The organism is Nonomuraea sp. GTA35, from assembly GCF_041950525.1.
In the GTDB taxonomy this organism is placed as follows: Bacteria; Actinomycetota; Actinomycetes; order Streptosporangiales; family Streptosporangiaceae; genus Nonomuraea.
This window is the reverse complement of the sequence record NZ_JBGNUV010000005.1, coordinates 362,365-381,154: the sequence shown is the minus strand read 5'-3', so window position 1 is coordinate 381,154 and position 18,790 is coordinate 362,365. Positions and strand designations below refer to the sequence as shown.

Annotated in this window: 18 protein-coding genes; 7 read left to right on the top strand and 11 right to left on the bottom strand. The window is 71.8% G+C overall.

Going from position 1 to position 18,790, the window contains the following annotated elements:
* Positions 1–4: 4 nt before the first annotated feature.
* Complete coding sequence (locus ACBJ32_RS24995; protein ID WP_357870459.1) at positions 5–682, top strand: HNH endonuclease family protein; 678 nt, start codon at positions 5–7, stop codon at positions 680–682.
* A 33-nt stretch (positions 683–715) separates the two neighbouring features.
* Entirely contained in the window at positions 716–1,501 is a 786-nt protein-coding gene (locus tag ACBJ32_RS24990; RefSeq protein WP_375128752.1) for an endonuclease/exonuclease/phosphatase family protein, read from the top strand.
* 66 nt (positions 1,502–1,567) lie between these two features.
* Here the strand turns inward: ACBJ32_RS24990 and ACBJ32_RS24985 are convergent, their stop codons facing one another.
* From ACBJ32_RS24985 to ACBJ32_RS24975, 3 genes are read right to left on the bottom strand one after another with little or no spacing between them, the layout of a single operon-like run.
* A complete protein-coding gene (locus tag ACBJ32_RS24985; protein ID WP_375128751.1) occupies positions 1,568–1,933 on the bottom strand; it encodes a PepSY domain-containing protein in 366 nt (121 codons plus the stop codon).
* Positions 1,934–1,979: 46 nt separating this feature from the next.
* Entirely contained in the window at positions 1,980–3,227 is a 1,248-nt protein-coding gene (locus tag ACBJ32_RS24980) for a HAMP domain-containing sensor histidine kinase (RefSeq protein ID WP_357870468.1), read from the bottom strand.
* Positions 3,224–3,901, bottom strand: a complete 678-nt coding sequence (locus ACBJ32_RS24975; protein WP_357870470.1) for a response regulator transcription factor — start codon at positions 3,899–3,901, stop codon at positions 3,224–3,226. Before ACBJ32_RS24975 ends, ACBJ32_RS24980 begins: the two co-directional genes overlap by 4 nt.
* Before the next feature lie 93 nt (positions 3,902–3,994).
* Between ACBJ32_RS24975 and ACBJ32_RS24970 the strand changes: the two genes are divergently transcribed.
* Positions 3,995–4,420: a hypothetical protein gene (locus tag ACBJ32_RS24970; protein ID WP_357870473.1), complete on the top strand. Its 426-nt coding sequence runs from the start codon at positions 3,995–3,997 to the stop codon at positions 4,418–4,420.
* Positions 4,421–4,487: 67 nt separating this feature from the next.
* On the opposite strand, the gene ACBJ32_RS24965 is transcribed toward ACBJ32_RS24970, so the two are convergent.
* The 8 genes from ACBJ32_RS24965 to aceB all read right to left on the bottom strand — a co-directional run bounded on the left by ACBJ32_RS24965 (position 4,488) and on the right by aceB (position 13,626).
* A complete protein-coding gene (locus tag ACBJ32_RS24965) occupies positions 4,488–6,392 on the bottom strand; it encodes a hypothetical protein (RefSeq protein WP_375128750.1) in 1,905 nt (634 codons plus the stop codon).
* A gap of 63 nt (positions 6,393–6,455) precedes the next feature.
* The gene (locus tag ACBJ32_RS24960; protein ID WP_080041988.1) at positions 6,456–6,668 is read right to left on the bottom strand and encodes a DUF2277 domain-containing protein; all 213 of its coding nucleotides are present in this window, start codon (positions 6,666–6,668) and stop codon (positions 6,456–6,458) included.
* 4 nt (positions 6,669–6,672) lie between these two features.
* Positions 6,673–7,413, bottom strand: a complete 741-nt coding sequence (locus ACBJ32_RS24955) for an IclR family transcriptional regulator (RefSeq protein WP_375128749.1) — start codon at positions 7,411–7,413, stop codon at positions 6,673–6,675.
* A gap of 17 nt (positions 7,414–7,430) precedes the next feature.
* Entirely contained in the window at positions 7,431–8,171 is a 741-nt protein-coding gene (locus ACBJ32_RS24950) for an IclR family transcriptional regulator (protein WP_375128748.1), read from the bottom strand.
* A gap of 64 nt (positions 8,172–8,235) precedes the next feature.
* Positions 8,236–9,438, bottom strand: coding sequence for a heterodisulfide reductase-related iron-sulfur binding cluster (locus ACBJ32_RS24945; protein WP_357870484.1), 1,203 nt, complete (start codon positions 9,436–9,438; stop codon positions 8,236–8,238).
* On the bottom strand, positions 9,438–10,601 hold the full coding sequence (locus ACBJ32_RS24940) for an FAD-binding oxidoreductase (RefSeq protein WP_375128747.1): 1,164 nt from the start codon (positions 10,599–10,601) through the stop codon (positions 9,438–9,440). Before ACBJ32_RS24940 ends, ACBJ32_RS24945 begins: the two co-directional genes overlap by 1 nt.
* On the bottom strand, positions 10,598–12,034 hold the full coding sequence (locus ACBJ32_RS24935) for an FAD-linked oxidase C-terminal domain-containing protein (protein ID WP_375128746.1): 1,437 nt from the start codon (positions 12,032–12,034) through the stop codon (positions 10,598–10,600). Before ACBJ32_RS24935 ends, ACBJ32_RS24940 begins: the two co-directional genes overlap by 4 nt.
* Positions 12,035–12,048: 14 nt before the next feature.
* Positions 12,049–13,626, bottom strand: coding sequence for a malate synthase A (gene aceB, locus ACBJ32_RS24930; protein WP_375128745.1), 1,578 nt, complete (start codon positions 13,624–13,626; stop codon positions 12,049–12,051).
* Positions 13,627–13,769: 143 nt separating this feature from the next.
* On the opposite strand from aceB, the gene ACBJ32_RS24925 reads away from it, so the two are divergent.
* The 4 genes from ACBJ32_RS24925 to ACBJ32_RS24910 all read left to right on the top strand — a co-directional run bounded on the left by ACBJ32_RS24925 (position 13,770) and on the right by ACBJ32_RS24910 (position 18,745).
* The gene (locus ACBJ32_RS24925) at positions 13,770–14,468 is read left to right on the top strand and encodes a DUF4097 family beta strand repeat-containing protein (protein WP_375128744.1); all 699 of its coding nucleotides are present in this window, start codon (positions 13,770–13,772) and stop codon (positions 14,466–14,468) included.
* Between the two features lie 92 nt (positions 14,469–14,560).
* Positions 14,561–15,973 carry a GTPase HflX gene (gene hflX, locus ACBJ32_RS24920; RefSeq protein WP_375128743.1) on the top strand — a complete coding sequence of 471 codons (1,413 nt, stop codon included), beginning with the start codon at positions 14,561–14,563 and terminating at the stop codon, positions 15,971–15,973.
* 476 nt (positions 15,974–16,449) lie between these two features.
* Positions 16,450–17,658 carry an imidazolonepropionase gene (gene hutI, locus ACBJ32_RS24915; RefSeq protein WP_148439280.1) on the top strand — a complete coding sequence of 403 codons (1,209 nt, stop codon included), beginning with the start codon at positions 16,450–16,452 and terminating at the stop codon, positions 17,656–17,658.
* A 79-nt stretch (positions 17,659–17,737) separates the two neighbouring features.
* Entirely contained in the window at positions 17,738–18,745 is a 1,008-nt protein-coding gene (locus tag ACBJ32_RS24910; protein ID WP_375128742.1) for a DegV family protein, read from the top strand.
* Positions 18,746–18,790 lie beyond the last annotated feature (45 nt).

Below are 18,790 nucleotides of genomic sequence, written 5' to 3'. Positions count from 1 at the left end.
TGGCGTGCGGGTGCGGGCGTTCATGGCCGGTATGGCCACGGTGGCGGTGCTGGCCGGTTGCGGCGGGCTCGAAGCGGCGCAGTCGCCGGGCGGTGAAGGCAAGGCCGCCAAGCCCGACTCGGCGGCGATCTCCGACGCCAGGAAGAAGCTGGAGAAGCTGGCCGTCAAGGGCCGCGCCCCGAGGACCGGCTTCGACCGCGACAAGTTCGGCCCCGCCTGGGCCGACGTGGACCGCAACGGCTGCGACACCCGCAACGACATCCTCAAGCGCGACCTGGAGGACGAGACGTTCAGGTCCGGCACCCACGACTGCATCGTGCTGACCGGCACCCTGCACGACCCGTACAGCGGCAAGACCATCACATTCAAGCGCGGCCAGGACACCAGCACCGCCGTGCAGATCGACCACGTCATCCCGCTCTCCGACGCCTGGCAGAAGGGCGCCCAGCAGTGGTCGGCCACCAAGCGCAAGGAGTTCGCCAACGACCCGCTGAACCTCATGGCCGTGGACGGCCCGCTGAACGGCCAGAAGAGCGACTCCGACGCCGCCACCTGGCTGCCGCCCCGCAAGTCCTACCGCTGCACGTACATCGCCAAGCAGGTCGACGTGAAGGCCAAGTACGAGCTCTGGGTGACCTCGGCGGAGAAGGACGCCATGAAGGGCATCCTGGAGAACTGCTGACTACCAGGTGATGTGCACGTAAGATCACGGGTCATGCGAGTGATCAGGCGCAGCCAAGTGATCGCAGCCTTAGCCCTCCTCACCGCCCTCGCCTCGCCGCCACCGGCGCAGGCCCGTGCCGCCAACGTCGTGGTGCTCAGCTGGAACATCCACGGCGAGAACGCCGACATCGAGGCCATGGCCCGCGTCATCCGCGACAGCGGCGCCAACGTCGTCACGTTGCAGGAGATCCACCGCAGGCCGGACGCCGACCAGGTGCGCCTGCTCGCCGACGAGCTGGGGTGGGACATCACGGACAACGCCCACTTCGGCGCGGGCGACGACGTGGGGCCCTGCGACGATCCGCAGCCGGGTAAGGCGGGCAACGCGATCCTGTCCTCGTACAGGATCGTCGAGCGGGTGACGATCAAGCTCACCGACTTCGCCACCTGCCCCGTCAACCGCTCCATGGCCGGGGTGCGGCTCGACCTCGGCGGCGGCGCGCAGGTCCGGGTGTTCACCACGCACCTGTCGCCCGGCCTGTCGCAGACCTCGGTCAGCCGCCGCGAGGCGCAGGCCGCCAAGGTGCTCGACTACTTCGGCACCAGGACGGGGCTGATCCTCACCGGAGACTTCAACGCGCTGCCGACGGACGCGCTGTCGAAGCGGTTCGTCAGCGCCGGCTGGGCCGACACCGGCGCCCGGTACGCGAACAAGCCCACCCTCGGCGACGCCCGCATCGACTACATCTACACCCGCGGCATCACCACGACCAGCGGATCCGTGCTCCCGACCACGCTGTCCGACCACCGGCCGCTGGTCATGAGGATGGTGCGCTGATCGCCCCCTGAACATGGAAAGGCCGGCCCGCGATCAGCGGGCCGGCATCTTCACCACGTCCAGGGATCAGTCGTCGTCCCCGTCGTCGCCGTCCTCGTTCTGGTCGTCGTCGTCCTGGTCGGCCTGCTGCTTGGTGACCTTGCCGGAGGCCGCGTCCACGTCCACCTCGTGCCGCTCGGCGCCCTTGGTCAGCTCGAGCTCCCAGGTGTCGGCCTGCTGGCCGCGGCTGTCGAAGTCGAGCTCGCTGACCCAGGACCCCGGCACCTCCTTGAGGGCGATCGAGATGGCCTGCTCGGCCGTGACCTTGGGGGCGACGGCGGGGGCGGCGGTCTCGGCGGTCTCGGAGGCGTAGGCGGTGGTCGCGTAGACCGCGCCACCGGTAGCGGCGAGGGAGACGATTCCGGCAACGATGAGCTTCTTGGTGATTCGCATGGCTCCAGGTAATCGCGATCCCCGGTAACCGGGCGCTAAAGGGTGGTTAAGGCGACGAGAAAGGGCCGAGGGCCACTTCCACCCGGGCCCCGCCCTCCGCCGGCCTGGAGACGGTCAGACCGCCACCGGAGGACTCGGCCGTACGCCGCGCGATGTCGAGCCCGAGACCCGTCGAGCCGCCGCCGCTGTTCCCCCGCTCCAGCAACGCGGCCTCGAACCCCGGCCCCGCGTCCTCCACGACCAGCAGCGCCCCCTCGGAACGCGGGTGCAGCCGTACCGCCATGGAGGCCCCTTCCGGGGTGTGCGCGAAGACGTTGCCGAGCAGCGCGTCCACGCACGCCGCCAGCTCCTCCGCCCCCACCGCGACCGGCAGCGGCCCGTCGGGCACGGAGACCGACACCTCCCGCCCCTGGTCCTCGGCCAGCACCGACCAGAACCGCACCCGCTCGCGCACCACCTCCGCCGCGTCGCACGAGTCGCGCCCCGCCGAGCGCCGCCGCGCCTCCGTGATCACCGCGCTCACGGCCCGCTCCAGCGCGTCCACCCTGGCCTGCACCCGCGCCGCCTCCTCCGGGTCGCGCAGCGACTCGGCGTCCAGCCGCAGGCCCGTCAGGGGCGTGCGCAGCCGGTGCGAGAGGTCGGCCACGGACTCCCGCTCGGCCGCCAGCAGCTCGTCGATCCGCCCGGCCAGATGGTTGAGCGCCAGCGCCACCGAACGCACCTCGGGCGGCCCCCCTGGCTCGGCCCTGGCCGTCAGGTCGCCGCCGGCGAGCCGGTGCGAGACCCGCGCCAGCCCGTCCACCGGCCGCGTCACGGCCAGCGCCAGCCGGTCCGCCAGCACGATGCCCAGCGCCACCAGCCCGATCCCGAGCAGCGCCAGCGCCAGCCACGCCTCCCGCACACCCCGCATGAGCTCGGCGTCCGGCACGAACACCCTGATCACGGCCGTCCCTCCGGGCGACTGCGCCGAGACCAGCACCTCCCTGCCCCCGCCGGTCTCGGCGGTGACGCTGCGCCCGGTGGCGGCAAGGCGTACGGCATCGGAGCGAGCCGCCTGCTCACCGACCGTCCGCCCGTCCGGCAGGAACACCGTCACGGGCCGCGACACCTGCTCCACCGCCAGCCCCAGGTCGGGCGTGCCGACCGCGACCGCCACGGACTCGGCCGCGGCCGTGGCCCGGCTCATCGCCCCGTTCTCGGCCACCGCGCGGATCAGCAGCGCCATCGGCACCAGCAAGGCGATCAGCACCAGCGAGGTCGTGGCCGCGACGAGCAGCGCCAGCCACCGCCTCACGGTTCGACCAGCTTCACGCCCACGCCGCGCACGGTGTGCAGGTAACGCGGCTCGGCGGCCGTCTCGCCCAGCTTCCTGCGCAACCACGACAGGTGCACGTCCACGGTCTTGTCGGCACCCCCGTAGGGGAGCTGCCACACCTCGGTCAGCAACTCCCGCTTGGTGACGACCTCGCCCGGCCGGGCCGCCAGGTAGTGCAGCACGTCGAACTCGCGCGGCGTCAGATCCAGCGCCGCCCCGTCCAGGGTCGCGGTCCGCGCCCGCGGATCCACCCGCAGCGCCCCCACCTTCAGCGGCTCCTCGGGCGCCGCCCCGCCGGCCCGCCGCAACACGGCCCGCACCCGCGCGTCGAGCTGCGCCGCGCTGTACGGCTTGACCACGTAGTCGTCGGCCCCCGCGTCCAGCACCGGCACCATCTCGGCGTCCCCGTCGCGGGCCGTCGCCACGATGACCGGCACCCGGCTGACCGCCCGCAACATCCGCAGCAGCTCCACCCCGTCGAGATCGGGCAGCCCCAGATCGAGCACGATCAGGTCGGGCCGGTCCTGTACGGCCAGCCGCAGCCCCTCCAGCGCCGTGGGGGAGGAGGAGACGGCGTGGCCGAGGTCCCGCAGCCCGCGGCTCAGCGCCGTACGGATCGCCACGTCGTCCTCGATGAGCAGGATGTCCGCCATATACAGAAACGTAGACGGTCATCGCCGCTGCCCCGGGCAGCCTTAGCGTCGCCTTAACCTGGCCTTAGCCGTACGTGGGGAAATCTGAGTGGCATGAAGAAGCTCGTCGTTGCCTGGGTGGTCACCGCGCTCGCGGCCACCGGCGCCGCCGTGGCGGTGCTCGGCCTGCTCGGCAACGGCCTGACGGGCACCGACAGCCACGTGCTCAGCCGCGACGACGTCCGCGCGGCCCTCGCCACCGCCACCCCCCGCGCCGCCACCACGGCGAGCGCCACGCCCGCGCAGAGCTCGCAGGGCAGGCTGATCCGCAGCGCGGGCGGCACGGTGATCGCCTCCTGCGACGCCGGCGGCCTGGTCACGCTGCGCTCGTGGAGCCCGGCCCAGGACTACTCGGTCGACGAGGTCGAGTCGGGGCCGGCGCGGGAGGCGAAGGTCGAGTTCGAGCCGGACGAGGGCGAGGAGCTCGAACTGAAGATCACCTGTGTCGGCGGCGTGCCGGTGCCGCGTACCGGCGGGTAGCGCCGGAGAGACGATCCGCGCGGGCGCGGATCCGGATCGGGCCGGGAGCCGCCCCTTGGCGAGGAGCTCAGGAGACCTCGGCGCTGAGCGCGCTCTTCGTCAGCTCGGCCTGGCGGCGGATCTGCCCCAGGACGATCTCGTTGACCCCCTTGGCCTCGAACGTGGCGACCATCCTGTCCATGACCGCGTTCGCCCGCCCGATGTCCCCCTGCCGCGCCTCGGCCCGGGCCAGCCGGCGCATCGCCAGGTTCAGCGTGATGTTGTCGATGCCGGCGTCCCTGGCCACGACCGTCAGGTGCTCGATGCCCTGCTTCGGGTCCGGCGGCCGGACGCGCAGCCGGTTGCCGGGCGTCAGCTCCTTGAACTCCCGCTCCGCGTTGAGCCCCTTGACCAGGCGGGCGTAGACGGCCAGCGGGTGGTCGCCGTACCGGCCGATGACCTCGTCCAGCGCCTCGTTGCCGGAGCGCAGCGCAGGTGAGTCGGAGCCGAGCAGGGAGAACAGCTTGCCCTGGTCCTCGCCCAGCATCAGCTCGGCCACCAGGTGGTCGTCGCGGCTGACCGGGAAGCGCACCCTGACCGGGCAGACGGGGGAGACGATGCGGGAGCCGTCGGCGGCGATGTACTGGGCGCGAATCTGGTACTCGCCGGGGAGCTGGAAGTAGTGGCCGTCCCGGCCGTGCCCGATGTACGCGCTGCGGTAGATGGCCGGGTTGCCCGGGTCCAGGCGGATCTCGGGGGAGGTGTCCACGCAGTGCCGCATCATCGGCCGGTACAGCACCGTCCTGCCGCCGGGCTGCGTGATCGAGACCTGGGTGAACTCCGTGTCGGGGTGCAGGTGGCCGTGCGTCGTGCGCGGCTCGCCCGTGTAGGCGAGCTTGAGCTCCACGACGACGGGCTCGCCCAGCTCGTACGACTCCTTGGCCCGCAGCTCCAGCCGCAGCCCCGAGTGGTCCTCGACAGGCTGCTCGAAGGGGTCGATCTCGGCGGCGCCGGTGCCGAAGGCGTTCGCGCCCATGGCGACGTCGCGGTAGAAGCCGTGGCGCAGGTGGATCAGCTCGGCGTCGGTGAACTGGAAGGGGAAGGCGGCCCAGTAGCCCTGCTCACCGCCGGGGCGGTAGTGCTGCACGTAGTTCATCCACGACAGATCGCCGAAGCCGCCGTTCGGGCCGAGCGGCTGGGGTGGGGTGGCGAGGTTCTTCTGCCAGGAGTGCAGCAGGTTGAAGGCGTGGCCGAGCTCGTGCACGTACGTCCGTAACTGCGCCCGCTGCGCCTGCGGCGTGTCGCCCTTGATCGCGTCGTAGAAGACCGCGGCGCCCTGCCGCTGGTGCGCGTCGTTGTAGTCGAACATGATGCCCCGGTAGCCGCCCACGTGCTTGCTGGCCACCAGCAGCCACAGCCGCCACGCCACCGCGTCCCCGAACGCGCCGAAGTGCCGCGTCATCGCGTGGTGCAGCTCCGCGTCGTCCCACGCCAGGTCCGTGCCCGACCCCTCGACCGGGATCACGCCCGGCTCGGCCAGGGTCAGCTCGATGCCCGCCTCCGCGTACGCCGACACCAGGTTCAGCTCCCTGGCCGGCGACCCGGCCGGGCCGGGCAGCGACCCGGTGCGGTAGGCCACGAACGGCGCCGTCCCCACCACCGAGTCCTGCTCCAGCAGCACGCTGCGGAAGTGCGGCGAGACGAACGACACCTGGTAGGTGCGCCCGGCGACCGCGGCCGTCCCGGCCTCCTCGGTGATCGTGACGCTCACGTCGCGCACCGGCGTGGCGAACGTGAAGTCCCCGCGCCCCTGGATCCGCCCCGCCTCCACGGCAGGGGAGTGCACCACGAACGAGCCGACGTAGGAGGTGGTCGCCCCGGCCACCGTGAACAGGTCGCCGCTCACCCGCCCCATGGGCCTGGCCCCGTCGACGTCGATGCGCAGCGCCAGCCGGGAGTCGCCGTCCTGTCCCTGGTACAACCCGCTGATCATGGGAGCTCCCTGGGGGATCGCTGGGGGTTACACCGGGGAGACTTCTCCCACAGGCAGGCCCTGTCAACGACTCCCGCGAACTTCGAGCGCCCCCAGCAACTCCTCCGACGCCCTGGTGATCGCCTCGACGGCCCGGTCGAACGCCTCCGCGTTGTGCGCCGCGGGCGCGCGGAAGCCGGAGATCTTCCTGACGTACTGCAGCGCGGCGGCCCGCACGTCCTCCTCGGTCACGCTCTCGGTGTACGGCGGGCGGAGGGTCTTGATGCTTCTGCACATGCCACTAACCGTAATATCCGATGCGCTGGCTTATCTCCCGCGCGCCCGCGACCAGCGCCGCGCCCACCTCCGCCAGCCGGTCGGGCGTCAGCCGGTAGGAGGGCCCCGAGGCGCTGACCGCGGCCACCACCGACCCGTCGGCGCCCCTGATCGGCGCCGCCACCGCGTTCAGCCCGACCTCCAGCTCCTCCACCGTGGCCGCCCAGCCGCGCTCCCTGATCTCGCCGAGGCGCAAGCCCTCCGCCGCGGTGATGGTGTGCGGCGTGTAACGCTCCAGCTCGGGGCCGAGCTGCAGGACGCCGTGGGCCAGCAGCACCTTGCCGCTGGAGGTGGCGTGGGCGGGCGTGCGCTGCCCGACCCAGTTGTGCCCGCTGATCGCCGCGGGGCCGCGTACCTGGCTGACGTTGACCGCGTCGCCGCCCCGGCCCACCGCGATGTTGACGGTCTCGCCGATCTCCTCCGCCAGCCGCAGGCACACCGGGCGGCTCTCGCGCGACAGGTCGAGCTGCGCGGTGGCGGCCCCGGCCAGCCGTACGACGCCGAACCCGAGCCGGTAGCGCCCGCGGTCGCCGGTCTGCTCCACCAGCCCGCCCTGCTCCAGGGCCGCCAGCAGCCGGAACGCCGTGGACTTGTGCACGTCGAGCTCGGCGGCCAGGTCCGTCACGCGGGTGGCCCCGTCGCGGGCCAGGATCTCCAGGATCGCGATGGCACGATCGACGGACTGAACCGACGTGCTGTTGCCCATGGCGCAACACAATAGCCTCAGCCCGGAGCCAGCTCACCGCCGAAGTCGAGCGCGATCTTCCGCATGCGCTCGGCCAGGTCGTCGCGGTCCAGCGCGTCGATCCGCTCGGCCGGCCCCGACACCGACATCGCGGCCACCACCCGGTCGCCGTCCCACACGGGCACGGCCAGGCAGTGCACGCCCAGCTCCTCCTCGCCCAGGTCCATGGCGTAGCCGCGGCTCCTGACGGTCCCCAGCTCGGCGAGCATGGCGGACACGTCGGTGATCGTGTTGGGGGTGCGGCGCGGCATGCCGGTGCGCTCGAACACGGCGACCGCGTCGGAGGCGTGCCGCCCGGCCAGCAGCACCTTGCCCACCGCTGTGCTGTGCGGCAGCACCCGCCGCCCGACCTCGGCGAACATCCGCAGCCTGCGCGGCGAGGGCACCTGCGCCACGTAGACGACGAAGTCGCCTTCGAGCACGGCCAGGTTCGCGGTCTCGCCGGACAGCTCGACCATCCTGGTCAGGTACGGCTGCGCCCACGCCCCCACCATGCTCTCCGCGATGCCGCCCAGCCGTACCAGGCCGCCGCCCAGGGCGTAGCGCCGGTCGGACTCCTGGCGCACGTAGCCGCGGGCGAGCAGGGTCTGCAACAGCCGGTGGATGGTCCCGTACGGCAGCCCGGTCCTGGCGGCGATCTCCGACAGCCCGGCCTCGCCGCCGTGCTCGGCCAGCGCTTCGAGCACGTCCAGCGCCCTTTCCACGGACTGGACGCTCACCGGCCCTCCTCCGCCGGGCCCGCGGGCAGCTCGCCGCGTCCAGGGGACGGCTCCCCGCGGCCGCTCACAGCATCACTCCCCGCAACGAGGCGTCCAGGACCTCGGCCGTGTGCGCCACCCTGATCGTGGCCCCACCGCGCCGCATGGCGGCGGCGATCTGCATCGTGCAGCCGGGGTTGGCGGAGACCAGCAGCTCGGCGCCGGTCGTGCCGACCGCCCTGGCCTTCCTGTCGCCGAGGTCGCGGGCCGCCTCGGGCTGGAGCAGGTTGTAGGTGCCCGCAGACCCGCAGCAGATGGCCGACTCGGGGATCTCACGCAGCTCCAGCTCCGGGATCGCGCTCAGCAGCTCGCGCGGCTGCGCCCGCACCCCCTGGGCGTGGGCCAGGTGGCAGGCGTCGTGGTAGGCGACGGTGAGCGGCAGCGGATGCCGCTTGGCCACGGGGCCCAGCTCGGCCAGGTACTCCGACAGGTCCACGACGCGGAACGGGGGCTCGTGCCCCAGCAGCTCGGCGTACTCCTTCATGGAGGAGCCGCACCCGGCCGCGTTCACCACGACGGTGTCCACCCCGGCCCGCTCGAACGCCCTGATCGTCCGGCCCGCCAGCCGCCTGGCCTGCGCGTCGCGCCCGGAGTGCACGCTGAGCGCCCCGCAGCAGCCCTGCTCGGGCGGGACGACCACGTCGCAGCCCTCCAGCGCCAGCACCCGCGCGGTGGCGGCGTTGACCTGCGGGAAGAACTCCCGCTGCACGCACCCGAGCAGCATCCCCACCGTGGCCCGGCGCTCTCCCCTGGCCCTGACCAGGCGCGGCAGGCGCTGCCTGCGCTCCACGCGCGGCGCCAGCGCGGCCATGGCGCCCAGGCTCGGGTTCGCGCGGGCCAGGAACGGCGCCATCCGCTCGGCCAGCCACATCGTCGGCCGCAGCAGCCGCAGCCGACGCGGGTAGGGGAACAGGCTGAACACGATCCCGCGCACCGCCCGGTCCTCCGGCTCGCGCACGTGCTGCCGCTCCACCTCCACCCTGGTCAGCTCGATCAGCCGGTCGTAGCGCACCCCGGACGGGCAGGCCGTCACGCACGCCATGCAGCCCAGGCAGGCGTCGAAGTGCCCGGCCATCTCGGGCGTGATCGGGGTGCCCTCGACGTGCTGCTTCATCAGGTGGATGCGGCCGCGCGGCGAGTCCATCTCCTCGCCCCACAGCGCGTACGTGGGACAGGTCGGCAGGCAGAACCCGCAGTGCACGCAGTCGTTGATCAGCTTCGGGTCCATCAGATGCCTCCCACGAACCGGCCGGGAGACATCCTGCGCCCCGGGTCGAACCGTTCCTTGACCCGCCGCATCAACGGCAGCCCGCTCACCTGCCCCCACCGGTCGAGCCCGTCGTACGGGGCGGCGAGCACGTGCGCCCGCGCCCGTTCCCGCAGCCGCGCCACGGCGGCCGCCAGCTCGTCCTCGGCGATCTCCCGCCGCGCCTCCAGCAGCACCCGCCCCGAGACGGGCGAGCCCCGCAGTGCCAGCCCGGTCCCGGCCACGGTGTCGAGCACGCCCGCGGTGTCCTTCGGGAGGAACCGCAGCTCGATCAGCACGTCGTCCCGCTCGATCAGTCCCCACCAGGAGGGCTGTTGCGAGGTCGGGGAGCCGCCGCCGATCAGCTCGCGCAACGTCTCCGCCCTGGCCCCGGCCGCCGTGCCCGCCACCAGCGCCGCCAGCGTGAGCGGCCCGCCCGGATCCGGCCAGTCCACCTCCACCGCGCTCGGCTCGGCCTGCGAGGCCGCCAGCGCCGCCGCGACCGGGGCCACCTCGGCGCGATCCAGCTCGGCGACCACCCAGCGGCGGTCGGCAGGCAACGGGTGCAGGCGGAACGTGGCCTCCGCGATGACGCCGAGCGTGCCGTACGAGCCGGTGAAGAGCTTGCCCAGGTCGTATCCCGCGACGTTCTTGACCACCTTGCCGCCGGAACGGGCGATCGTGCCGTCGGGCAGCACCACGGTGATGCCGATGAGCAGGTCGCGGGCGGTGCCGTAGCGGAAGGAACGCGGGCCCGGCAGCGCGGCGGCCAGCGTGCCGCCGACCGTCGTGCCCTCGGTGAACGGCACGTCGAGCGCCAGCTCCTGCCCCTTGCCCGCGAGCGTGCCCGCCAGCGCGTCCATGGTGACCCCGGCCTGCGCGCGCACCACCAGGTCGCCCGCGGCGTGCTCCAGGATCTCGTTCATGCAGCACAGGTCGAGCAGCACGTCGCACCGCTCGGGCGGCGGGCCCCAGTGCAGCTTCGTGCCGCCGCCCGCGGGCACCACCGCCAGGTCACGCTCGGCGCAGGCCCGCAGCACGGCCGCGATCTCCTCGACGGTCTCCGGCAGCGCCACCCAGCGGGGCATCACGCCGCGGACGGCGTCGCCCTGACCCGCCTGCCTGACCGCCACCCCCTCGATCAAAACTGCTCCGCCTTCCCCGACTCGACCAGCGGATGCACGCCCTTGCGCACGCCCGGCACCTCGCCGCACAGGCGCGGGGTGGGGAACACCTTGCCCGGGTTCGCCAGCCCCCGGGGGTCGAACGCGCACCGGACGAGCTGCATGGTGTCCAGGTCGTCCGCGCTGAACATCTTCGGCATGTACCTGGACTTGTCGACGCCGACCCCGTGCTCGCCCGTGATCGAGCCGCCGTGCTCGATGCACAGGTCGAGTATCGCGCCCGAGACCACCTCGGCCCGCTCGCCCGCCCCCGGCTCCGCGTCGTCGAACAGCACCAGCGGGTGCAGGTTGCCGTCACCGGCGTGGAAGACGTTGGCCACCCTGATGCCGTGCTCCGCCGACAGCCGGTCGATGGCGGCCAGCACGGCGGGCAGCGACGTGCGCGGCACCACGCCGTCCTGCACGATGTAGGCCGGGCTGATGCGCCCGACGGCCGCGAACGCCGACTTGCGGCCCTTCCAGATCGCCGCCCGCTCGGCCGGATCGGCCGCCACGCGCAGCTCGAACGCGTTCGCGCAGATCTCCCGGAGCTGGACGAACTGCCGCTCCACCTCGGCGGCCGGCCCGTCCAGCTCCACGATCAGCACCGCGCCCGCGCCCGCGGGGTAGGAGCAGGCCACCGCCGCCTCGGCCGCCTCGATGGCCAGCGCGTCCATCATCTCGATCGCGGCCGGCACGATGCCCGCGCCGATGATCGCCGAGACGGCCTGCCCGCCCTGCTCGATGCTCTCGAACGCGGCCAGCACCGTGGTCACGGCCTCGGGTGCGCGGCACAGCCGTACCGTGATCTTGGTGGCGATGCCCAGCGTGCCCTCCGAGCCGATGAACGCCCCCAGCAGGTCGTAACCCGGGTCCATGCGGTCGAGCGTGACCAGGTCGCCGTCGGGGGTGACGATCTCGCAGGCCTCCACGTGGTTGACGGTGAAGCCGTACTTGAGGCAGTGGGCGCCGCCGGAGTTCTCCGCGACGTTGCCGCCGATCGAGCAGACCTGCTGGCTGGAGGGGTCGGGGGCGTAGTAGTAGCCGCGGTCGCGGACGGCCTCGGTGATGGCCAGGTTCGTGACGCCGGGCTCCACGACCGCGCGGCGGTCGTCCAGGTCGATCTCCAGGATCGCGCGCATCCTGGAGGTGACGATCAGCACGCCGTCCTCGCGCGGGAGCGCGCCCCCCGACAGGCCGGTGCCCGAGCCCCTGGCCACGAAGGGCACGCCGTGCTGGTTGCACAGCCGTACCACCTGGGCGACCTGCTCGGCCGTGCCGGGCAGCACGACCACGCCGGGGGTCGCCCGGTGGTAGGTGAGGCCGTCGCACTCGTACGTACGCAATCGCACCGGATCGGTGATGACCGAATCGGCGGGCAGGAGCGAACGCAGAGCCGCGACCAGCGTGTCCATCATCATCAGATTATTTACGGCATCCGGGCGTAGGCGGGAAGGGTCAGGAACTCGGCGAAGTCGTCGTCCAGCGCCACTTCCTTGAACAGGGCCGTCGCCTGCGCGAAGAGCTTTTCGTCGTAACCGGGCTCCATGGCGATCTTCGCCACCTCCTCGGTGATGATCCGCTCGACCAGCTCCTTGGTGACCTGCTGGCCGGTGTCGGCGAGCGTGATGTCGTTGTGGATCCACTGCCAGATCTGCGAGCGGGAGATCTCGGCCGTGGCGGCGTCCTCCATGAGGTTGTGGATGGCGACCGCGCCCAGCCCGCCCATCCAGGCGGCCAGGTAGCGCAGCGCCACGTCCACGTTGTTGCGCAGCCCCGCCTCGGTGATGTCGCCCGGCGTCTCGGAGACGGCCAGCAGCTCGCCGGCCGTCACGCTGACGTCCTCGCGCAGCCGGTCGAGCTGGTTCGGCCGCGAGCCGAGCACGCCGTCGAACACCTCCCGGCAGATCGGCACCAGGTCAGGGTGCGCCACCCAGGACCCGTCGAACCCGTCGCCCGACTCGCGCGTCTTGTCCGCCCGCACCTTCTCCAGCGCCACGGCGTTGACCTCGGGGTCCCTGCGCGAGGGGATGAACGCCGCCATCCCGCCGATGGCGTGCGCGCCGCGCTTGTGGCAGGTGCGCACGAGCAGTTCGGTGTACGCGCGCATGAACGGGGCCGTCATCGTGACCGCGTTCCGCTCGGGCAGCAGGAACTCGCGGCCCCTCGTCCGGAACTTCTTGATCACGCTGAACAGGTAGTCCCAGCGGCCCGCGTTCAGCCCGGCCGAGTGGTCGCGCAGCTCGTAGAGGATCTCCTCCATCTCGAACGCCGCCGGGTACGTCTCGATGAGCACCGTCGCCCTGATCGTGCCGTGCGGGATGCCGAGCAGCTCCTGGGCCCTGGTGAACACGTCGTTCCAGAGCCGCGCCTCCAGGTGCGACTCGATCTTGGGCAGGTAGAAGTACGGGCCCTTGCCCTTGTCGAGCTGCCGCTGGGCGCAGTGGAAGAAGTAGAGCCCGAAGTCGAACAGCGACCCCGCGACCGGCTGCCCGTCGACCTGGGCGTGCTTCTCGTCCAGGTGCCAGCCGCGTGGGCGCACGACGACGGTGGCCAGCTCGCTGTCGGGCTTGAGCGCGTACGCCTTGCCGCCCGTCTCGAAGTCGATCGTGCGGTCGAGCGCGTCGCGCAGGTTGAGGTGGCCGGCCACGCAGTTCTCCCACAGCGGGGAGTTGGCGTCCTCGAAGTCGGCCAGCCACACCTTGGCGCCGGAGTTGAGCGCGTTGATGGTCATCTTCTTGTCGACGGGGCCGGTGATCTCGACGCGGCGGTCCTCCAGGCCGGGCGCCGGGGGCGCGACCTGCCAGTCGCTCCCCCTGATTTCCTTCGTCTCCGGCAGGAAGTCGAGCATGCCGCCCGCCGACAGCTCCGCCTGGCGCGCCTGGCGGGCCTGCAGCAGCTCCAGCCGCCTGGCGCCGAACTCCCGCTGGAGAGCCGCCACGAAGTCGAGCGCCTCCGGCGTGAGGATCTCGTCGAACCGGTCGAGCATCGGGCCGGTGATCTCCATGGGACCTCTTTCCGTATCGTGGAAAATGAGTTCTGGATTATGGAAGTGAAATTACTCCCCTGACCTCCAGGGGTCAAAGGTTGGGGTTCGCCTGGGGTCATCCCCGATGTGGGCGGAGGGGATCGCGCGACACCATCTCTGCCATGAAGACCATCGCGCTCGCGGCCGGGCTGCTGGCCTCAGCCGCACTGCTGACCGGCTGCGGGCTGGCCGACCTCGCCCAGCCGAGCACGTCGGAGACGGCCTCGTACCAGGTGGCGGAGAAGGTCACCAAGCTCCAGCTCAACAGCAACGCCGGCGACGCCGTGGTCACCGAGACCGGCGGCACCGCCGTGCGCGTCGTGGAGACCCTGCGCTGGCGCGGCGAGGGCAGCAAGCCCAGGCCCGAGCACAAGGTCGAGGGCGAGACGTTGCTCATGACGTACACGTGCCCGTCGGACTGGGGCGCGGGCTGCAGCGTCGACTACAAGATCGAGATTCCCAAGGGGCTCTCCGTCGACCTGGAGACCGGCTCGGGCAACCTCACGCTCAGGAACCTCACCGGGCCCATCGACGTGAGCGCCGGTTCCGGCGACGTGGACGCCGCCGGGCTCGCGGGCAAGCAGGTGTCCGCGGACGTGGGCTCGGGGAACCTCGAGCTCAAGTACGTCTCCGCGCCCGACAGCGCCCGGCTGAAGGCCGGCTCGGGCGACATCACGCTCAGCGTCCCCGACGGCGCCTATGACGTGAAGTCCGACGTGGGCTCCGGTGACACCGCCGTGACGGTCAGGAACGACGCCTCCTCCGCGCACAAGATCTCGCTGACCGCGGGTTCGGGGGACATCACCGTCAAGCCTGCTTGACTCGATAACTAGGTGATTGTGCCGCGGATGTCGTGCCACCATCGTGGGAAGACACCGAGGTGTTCAGACGTTCCCTAATAGAGATGACACGAATGCACGAAAACTCCGAGCTCGACGCGTTCGAGACCGGCGACATGGACCTCGAGGATCGCCAGGCGCTCCGCCGCGTGGCGGGCCTCTCCACCGAACTCCAGGATGTCTCCGAGGTCGAGTACCGTCAGCTGCGGCTCGAACGGGTCGTCCTCGTCGGCGTCTGGACCTCCGGCACCGCGGAAGACGCCGACAACTCCCTGCTCGAGCTGAAGCTCCTGGCCGAGACGGCCGGGTCGCAGGTGCTCGACGGGCTCATCCAGCGCCGCCAGAAGCCCGACCCGGCCACCTACATCGGCTCCGGCAAGGCCCTGGAGCTGCGCGACGTCGTCGAGTCCAGCGGCGCCGACACCGTGATCTGCGACGGTGAGCTGACCCCTGGCCAGCTCCGCCAGCTCGAGGACATCGTCAAGGTCAAGGTCATCGACCGGACCGCGCTGATCCTCGACATCTTCGCCCAGCACGCCAAGAGCCGTGAGGGCAAGGCCCAGGTCGAGCTGGCGCAGCTGTCGTACCTGCTGCCGCGCCTGCGCGGCTGGGGTGGCAACCTGTCCCGGCAGGTCGGCGGTCGCGCCGCGGGCGGCGTCGGCATCGGCGGCCGCGGCCCCGGTGAGACCAAGATCGAGCTGGACCGCCGGCGCATCCGCGAGCGCATGTCCAAGCTGCGCCGGCAGATCAGCGGCATGTCCACCTCGCGCGAGACCATGCGCCACCGGCGCCAGCGCCGCGAGGTGCCCGCCGTGGCCATCGCCGGCTACACCAACGCCGGCAAGTCCTCGCTGCTCAACCGCGTCACGGGCGCGGGCGTGCTGGTGGAGGACGCGCTGTTCGCCACCCTCGACCCGACCGTGCGCCGCGCGCGCACGCCGGAGGGCAGGCTGTTCACGATCGCCGACACCGTCGGCTTCGTCCGGCACCTGCCGCACCAGCTCGTCGAGGCGTTCCGGTCCACACTGGAGGAGGTCGCGGACGCCGACCTGATCCTGCACGTCGTGGACGGGTCGCATCCCGACCCCGAAGGGCAGCTCGCGGCCGTGCGGGAGGTGTTCGCCGACATCGACGGCGCCTCCGAGATCCCCGAGATCGTGGTGATCAACAAGGCGGACGCGGCCGATCAGGAGGTGCTGGACCGGATCGCGCGGCGTGAGCGGGACAGCATCGTGGTGTCCGCCCGTACGGGCAAGGGCATCCCCGCGCTGATGGACCTCATCGAGGAGCGGCTGCCGCGGCTCGACCACGAGGTGCATCTGCTGGTGCCGTACGAGCGGGGGGATCTCATCTCGCGGGCCCACCGGGAGGGCGAGGTGCTCTCGGTGGACCACGTGGAGGACGGGACGGTCCTGCACGCCAGGGTCCTGCCCAGCCTGTCGCAGGAGTTGCTGCGCGTGGGCAAGCCCGTGGAGCGGGTCTCCTAGGAGCCTGTCCGTCCGGTGGCCCGGCCTGTCGTGGCCGGGCCACTTGCATGGCGGGCATTACTCGCCGCAAATCGCGCACGCCTACCCAAAAGCGGCAGTGGTCCCAGAACCCTGGGATTGCTAGGATTGGCCAGACCTAACGTTGGTCTGGCCTTGGGTTTGGGTTCTGGTTTCATGGTGGCTGAGGGTGTGAACGTCGTCAGCGGGAGCCGTGGGGACAAGACAGGGCTGCGTGATGGTTGGGATGAATGGTCTTTCTTCCGAATAACCCTGTACAGCAGCCCAACATGTGAAATAACGTAACTGAACTGAAATCGCCGGATCATGACTCCGGCGATACGGTCACCGCACAACTCGATGCGGAAGAGCAGGAGACCCCCCATGTCGTCCGGACCCGGAGCGGACTCAGTGGGCGCGGCACAGGCCGTGCGCTGGGCAGCGCGCTCGTGCGGGGGGTCGTACGGGGTGGTGATGCGGTGACCGTCCGACTCCTGACCAACATCGGCCGCCTGTGGACCGGCAACGAGGTCCTCAGCAACGCCGCCATCCTGGTGCACAACGACCGCATCGCCTGGGTCGGCCGCGCGCCGGACCTCCCCCAGAGCGTGCCCGGTGTGGTCGATGACATCGTCGACGTCGACCACGTCGAGAACCTCGGCGGCGCCCTGGTCACGCCCGGCCTCATCGACGCCCACACGCACCCCGTCTACGCCGGCAACCGCTACGCCGAGCTGGCCATCCGCACGGGCGGCTCCACCTCCGCCTCGATCACCGCGGCGGGCGGCGGCGTGGGCTCCACCGTCACCGTGACCCGCGGCACCGACCCGTGGACGCTGTGCAACGGCGTACGCGAGCGGCTGCGCAGCTGGCTGCTCAGCGGCACCACGACCGTCGAGGCCAAGACCGGCTACCACCTCACCCGCGACGGCGAGCTCGCCGACGTGCGGCTCCTGCGCGAGCTGGAGAAGGAGCCGATGATGCCGCGGGTGCACGTCACGTTCCTGGCCGCGCACGTGGTGCCGCCGGAGTACTTCGGCAGGCAGCGCGAGTACGTCGAGGCCGTGGGCGCCTGGTGCGCCGACGCGGCCGCGGCGGGCGCCGACAGCGTGGACGTCTACTGCGACGAGGGGTACTTCACCACCGAGGAGTCCCGCTGGGTCCTCGCCTCGGGCCGCAACGTCGGCCTGCTCCCGCGCATCCACGCGGGCATCTTCAGCCGCCGCGGCGCCGTCCAGCTGGCCGCCGAGCTCGGCTGCGCGTCGGCCGACGGGCTCCACCACATGTCCGACGAGGACATCGCGATCATGTCGCGCTACGGCGTGCCCGCCGTCGTCTGCCCCGCCACCGCCCTCCAGCGCGGCCACCTCCCGCCGGTCCGGCAGATGATCAAGCACGGCGTGCAGATCGCCCTCGGCAGCGACCACAACCCCGGCTACTGCGGCATCACCTCGATGTCCCTGGTCGTCGCCATGGCGGTGTCGGCGTTCGGGATGAGCGTCAACGACGCCCTGCGCGCGGCCACCCTCGGCGGCGCCACCGTCCTCGGCGCGCCCGACCGCGGCGTGCTGGCTCCCGGCCGGCTGGCGGACATCGTCCAGTGGGACGCCGACCACGAGGGCGCCTTCGCCTGGTCCTTCGGGCTGAAGCCGCGGCGGGTGTGGCGGGGTGGGACACCCGTTCAGTAGTTAGATTCGGGTTATGTCGCCCTTGGTTGCCGTTGTTACGGATTCAACCGCCTATTTGGGGTCTGTGCCTGGTGTGGCCGTGGTGCCCGTACAGGTGATCGCGCGAGGCCCCGGCCCACGGGGCACCACCGCTGCCGAGGGCTCCTTCACGTACGCCGGGAGCTCCAACAGGGACGTCACCGGCGGGGAGCGCGCCACTCCTGACGACCGCGCCGTGGACGACCGCACCGTGAACGATCGCACCGTGGACGACCGCTCTCTTCCTGGCGCCCGCACGTCCGCTGAGGGCTCCTTCCGCGGAGGCCGTACGTCCGCTGAGGGCTCCTCTCCTGGAGGTCGCAGTTCCGCCGAGAGCTCCTTCCCGGGAGTCCGCGCGTTCGACGAGGGATCCTTCACCGGTGACCTGGCCCACGCCACCACCTCCCGCCCCACGCCCGCCCGCTTCGCGACCTGCTACTCCGACCTGGCTGCCGGCGGGGCCACCGCCATCGTCTCGATCCACGTCTCGGGCGAACTGTCGGGCACCATCGAGTCCGCCATGGCCGCCGCCCGCGACGCTCCCGTACCGGTGGAAGTGATCGACAGCCGCTCCATCGCGATGGGCCTGGGCTACCCGGTCCTGGCAGCCGCCCGCGCCGCCGCGTCCGGAGCCTCACCGGACGAGGTGGCCGCCGTCGCCCGGCACAGCATGCGCGGCACCCGGACGTTCTTCTACGTCGACACCCTCGACTACCTTCGCCGCAGCGGCCGCATCGGCGCGGCGGCCTCCCTCTTCGGCTCCGCCCTCATGATCAGACCGCTCCTGCACATCGCCGACGGCCGCATCTCCCTCCTGGAGAAGGTCCGTACGTCGTCCCGCGCCATCGCCCGCCTGGAGGACCTGGCGGTGGAGGTGGCGGGTGAGAGGCCCGTGGAGGTGGCGGTGCAGCATCTGGCGGCGCGGGAACGAGCGGAGGCGCTGGCGGAGCGGCTGCGCAAGCGGGTGCCGGGACTGAGGGACCTCCGGGTGGTGGAGGTGGGGGCCGTGATCGGCGTCCATGTGGGCCCGGGCATGCTCGGCCTGACCGTCACCTCACCAGACCTCTGACCACCTTTCCCAAGCCACCACCCGGATCCGTCTCTCCCTCCCCAG